This window comes from Mesorhizobium sp. M2A.F.Ca.ET.039.01.1.1, assembly GCF_003998035.1.
Classification (GTDB): domain Bacteria; phylum Pseudomonadota; class Alphaproteobacteria; order Rhizobiales; family Rhizobiaceae; genus Mesorhizobium.
The window spans coordinates 1-2,693 of sequence record NZ_RZRY01000776.1; the positions used below are offsets into that span (position 1 = coordinate 1).

General features: G+C 63.8%; 3 protein-coding genes and 1 pseudogene. 3 read left to right on the forward strand and 1 reads right to left on the reverse strand.

What is annotated here, in order from left to right:
* Nucleotides 1–12 precede the first annotated feature (12 nt).
* Nucleotides 13–234 (forward strand): annotated as a pseudogene (locus tag EOA24_RS43495) (hypothetical protein); the annotation flags it as partial.
* A gap of 70 nt (nt 235–304) precedes the next feature.
* Here the strand turns inward: EOA24_RS43495 and EOA24_RS33475 are convergent.
* The gene (locus EOA24_RS33475) at nt 305–1,087 is read right to left on the reverse strand and encodes a hypothetical protein (protein WP_126083070.1); all 783 of its coding nucleotides are present in this window, start codon (nt 1,085–1,087) and stop codon (nt 305–307) included.
* Nucleotides 1,088–1,236: 149 nt separating this feature from the next.
* On the opposite strand from EOA24_RS33475, the gene EOA24_RS33480 reads away from it, so the two are divergent.
* Together EOA24_RS33480 and EOA24_RS33485 are read left to right on the forward strand one after the other, a co-directional pair.
* Nucleotides 1,237–1,863, forward strand: a complete 627-nt coding sequence (locus EOA24_RS33480; protein ID WP_126083071.1) for a DUF4129 domain-containing protein — start codon at nt 1,237–1,239, stop codon at nt 1,861–1,863.
* On the forward strand, nt 1,860–2,693 hold an 834-nt coding region (locus tag EOA24_RS33485; protein WP_127410558.1), incomplete at its 3' end, for a DUF4350 domain-containing protein. The genes EOA24_RS33480 and EOA24_RS33485, both read left to right, overlap by 4 nt.

A 2,693-nucleotide genomic window follows, 5' to 3' on the forward strand; every position in this document is an offset into this window, starting at 1 on the left:
AAGCAGCAAGGCATGGATCACTTCGACCTCGGCACCTATCGCCGCCCCATTTCCACCTCCTCGGACGAGACGCAGCGCTGGTTCGATATCGGGCTGAACTGGTGCTACGGCTTCAACCACGAGGAAGGCATCAAATGCTTCGAGAAGGCGCTGGAGCGCGATCCCGGCTGCGCCTTCGTGCATTGGGGCATCGCCTATGCCGCCGGGCCTTTCTACAATCTGACCTGGAAGGAGCCGGACGAGCGTGCAGGCGGACTGTTGCTGTTGTCACTAGGCGGCTGTCGCTCCTCGACGGTGCCGGCCGCTACGAGAAAATCTCCGCCAGTTCGTCGATGCTTGCGCCTTCCTTCGCCTGACGCAGCTCGACGTAGCTCACCGCGGTGGCGATCGAGAGCACCATCGACACCACGGTCTGCACCAGCGCGGCGCCGATCTCGGCGATGAGGCCGCCGAACAGCACGAGAACGAGCAAAATTCCCCACTGGATGATCATCGCGATGATGATGAGAATGAGGAACAGGCCGAACAGCGACCAGCGGCTGCCCTTGGTCAGGGCGCGGCTGCGCGACATCGAGCCGAACACGCCCCGCCGTTCCTGGATCAGGACGGGCACCGACATCGACCAGCCAAGCCACAGAATGATGCCGGGCACGATCAGCAGCATCAGGCCAATGCCCGCGCCGAGAGCGACAAGAATGCCGATCGCCAGCGTCGGCAGCAGAAAGCGGATCGCAATCTGGATGCAGTCGCCGAAGGACGGCCGCTTGCCGTTGAGGTCCTCGATGGTCGCCCGCACCAGCGCCGATTGCAGCAGAAGCGTGCACACAAATGAAATCAGACCGGCGATGATGGTGATGTAGGAATTGCGAAATGCCGCGCTCGGATCAGGCATGGCACCAGGATCCCTTTGCAGAATCGCGTCGATCTGAGGCTGGGTCACCATCCGGATCACCAATGTCGGCAGGCCGGCGAACAGCGCCGCCAGCCCCACGCAAAGCCCGATGTTTCGGCCAATGACGCCGAATGTGTTGCTGAAGACCCTGCCGATCTCGAACCTGCCGGGTTGTCCCAAAGTTGCAGTGGTCATGATAATTTCCCCCGAGTCATCGCCGCATCCAATCGGTGACTTCAAAGTAAATTTGCCAAGATTGCGGGGCTGCGTCCAGTGCACTTGCAATTGTCATGGCGTATTGCCAGTGTCGGCCCTGAACCGCGGGTTGCAGGGGAAACGGGCGGGTGACAGCCGCAGGGACGGAAGATGCGGAACGGCTGGCACAGTTGCACATGCAGCTGCTGGCGGACGATTCGATCCAGTTCGGGCTGCCGACCTATGTGCGGCCCGAGCCGCCGCAGTGGCTGAAGCCGCTGCTGGATGGCCTGGCCAAGCTCGGCCCCTACATGATCTATCTGTTCTGGGGCGCGGTGATCCTCGGCGTCGCGATCATCGCTTTTCTGCTCGTCCTTGAAGCCAAAGGCGTCGCCTGGCGCCTGTCCTGGCGGCGCAAGCGCCAGGAGACCGAGGAGAAGGAGGAATGGCGTCCGGACGCTGAAGTCGCCCAGGTCCTGCTCTCCGAGGCCGATGCGCTCGCCGCCCGCGGCGAGTTTGACGAGGCGGTGCATCTTCTGCTGCGCCGCAGCGTCGCCGACATCGCGACCCACATACCGGACTTCCTGCGACCGTCGCTCACCGCGCGCGACATCGCGGCCGCCAGCTCGATCCCCAGCCGGCCCCGCGCCGCCTTCAGCGAGATCGCCCGCATCGTCGAAGCCGCGCTGTTTGCCCGGCGGCCCGTCGGCGCCGAAGGGTGGCAGCAGGCGCGCGGCGCCTATGAGCGCTTCGCCTTCCGGGACGCCTGGGCATGAGCGTGGCAACGACGGAAGCAGCGCAGGAGCCGTTCAGCCGCAAGACGTTGTTCTGGGGCATTTTCGCCAGTCTTCTGGCCGCTGCAGGCTTCTTCCTCCTGTCCACCTATGCGCCCGATTTCCGCCAGCCTGAAGGCGGCGCCACGCCGTTTTCGAAAGGCGGCACCGGTTATGCCGGGCTTGTCGAATGGCTGAAGCTCACCACTAGACAGGCGCCGCCGATGGAGCGCGGCGAGAAGGAGTCGCCGCTGGCTTCCACCTTCCTGCTCGTCGTCACCATCGCGCCGGGCAGCGACCCGGCCGCGTTCGATCACCTCATCAAGCTGCGCTCAGGCAAGGACACGCTGTTCGTGTTGCCGAAATGGCAGACCATGCCATTGCTGGGCCGTGACGGTTGGGAAACGAAAATCGAACGGCTGCCGAACTCGGTCGTCAACGACTGGCTCGGCCGCATCGCCAAGGCGAAGCTCGGCGAAGGCAAGCCGAAGGTCGACACGATCGATGTCCAAGGCCGCAAGATCGCCGTGCCGGACGAACTGCAATGGGTGGCGGACGATCACCCGCTGATCGCGGCCGGTGACGGCAAAGCCATCCTCACCGAGCTCGACAACGAACCCTTCTACATCCTCACCGATCCCGATTTCATCAACAATGCCGGGCTGAAGGACGAGCAGACGGCGGCCGCAGCGCTCGACATGATCGCCATGCTGGAGCCCGCCAAGGGCGCGGTCATGTTCGACCTGACGCTGCACGGCATCGGCCAGAAATACGATCTCGCCAAGCTCCTGGTCGAACCGCCCTTCCTGGCTTTGACGCTTTCGGTGCTGGTG

Excerpts from the sequence above, each read along its gene's own strand:
- EOA24_RS33475 (WP_126083070.1), bottom strand. The coding sequence starts at position 1,087 with ATGACCACTGCAACTTTGGGACAACCCGGCAGGTTCGAGATCGGCAGG.